The sequence below is a fragment of the Mesotoga sp. HF07.pep.5.2.highcov genome (genome assembly GCF_003666285.1).
Classification (GTDB): domain Bacteria; phylum Thermotogota; class Thermotogae; order Petrotogales; family Kosmotogaceae; genus Mesotoga; species Mesotoga prima.
This window is the reverse complement of record NZ_JFHJ01000179.1, coordinates 1-1,160: the sequence shown is the minus strand read 5'-3', so window position 1 is coordinate 1,160 and position 1,160 is coordinate 1. Positions and strand designations below refer to the sequence as shown.

General features: G+C 46.0%; 2 protein-coding genes. Both read left to right on the top strand.

Translation table 11 applies throughout. The features are described 5' to 3' along the window. Window positions 1-390: ROK family protein (locus tag BG32_RS03625; RefSeq protein ID WP_147434814.1), on the top strand; the 390-nt coding region annotated here is incomplete at its 5' end. Between the two features lie 12 nt (window positions 391-402). Continuing rightward, window positions 403-1,160, top strand: a 758-nt coding sequence (locus tag BG32_RS03620; protein WP_259459483.1) for an FGGY family carbohydrate kinase, incomplete at its 3' end; no start/stop codon positions are given.

Here is a 1,160-nt window from a genome sequence, read left to right as displayed (position 1 = left end):
TCTACTGAAGCCATCGTCAATCTAGCAACCGAGTTGGGGCTTGAACTCAAAGGATCCAGTAACAACGAGAAGTATCTTAACTGCCTGCGCTCAACAGATGCAAGTTATGAACCACTTCTTCATGAGATCGAGAGAAGCCTTGGCGTAGGAATTGTCAACATCGTAAATTCCTTGGATCCGGAAGTTGTTGTTCTTGGCGGAGTTGCTTCGATACTTCCGGAACTCTCGTTGCGTAATCTGGTTGATTTCGTCAACTCGAGAGTTCTATACGCAACTGGGCAGAACGTGAAAGTAATAAGGAGCATGCTCCACGAAAAAGGCATGGCAAGCTCAAAAATGATAGGAGCAGCTCTTCACATAATTGATCGTAAGACGGTCGATTTAGTATAAAGGAGATTTGCCATGAGTGCGTTTTTCGGTATAGACGTAGGAACAAATTCTGTTAAAGGAATCTCGGTTGATGAGAGCGGAAGAATCTTGACTTCTTCTTCGAAACCTATTCCTATGGAAACCCCGAAGCCCGGCTGGTCACAGCAGCATCCAGAGATTTGGTGGGACGCAGTTTGCATTGCTTTGAGAGAACTGGTTGCTAAAGGAGGTGGACCACCATCGGCAATTTCAGTCAGCGGTCAAATGCATTCCCTTGTTGCCGTTGATGCAGAAGGGAAGGTTGTCTATCCAGCAATCCTTTGGTGCGATCAGAGAACTGAAAGCCAGTGTGCAAAAGTTACGGACTTGTTGGGAGGAGAAGAAAAAGTAATAGAAAGTTTCGGAAATCCAGTACTGACAGGATTCACGCTTCCCAAAATCCTCTGGTTGGCAGAGAGTGAGCCTGAGAGATTCAAGAAGATCAAGAAATGGATGCTTCCAAAAGATTACATCGTAATGAAATTGACGGGACGTGTTGTAACTGACTTCTCCGATGCTTCAGGAACTTCCATGCTGGATATTGAAGGGGAATTCGATGAGAGAATTCCAGAAATAATCGGTATTGATCCTCGTTCATATCCCGAATTGGTCGGGTCAGGTACGATCTTGGGGACAGTAAGTTCGCCCTCCCTTTCGGAGCTAGAAGGCATTCCGGTAGTTAACGGAGGAGCAGATAATGCCTCGTCGGCGTATGGTTGCGGTGTCGAGAAGATTGGAGACGCAATGATAAG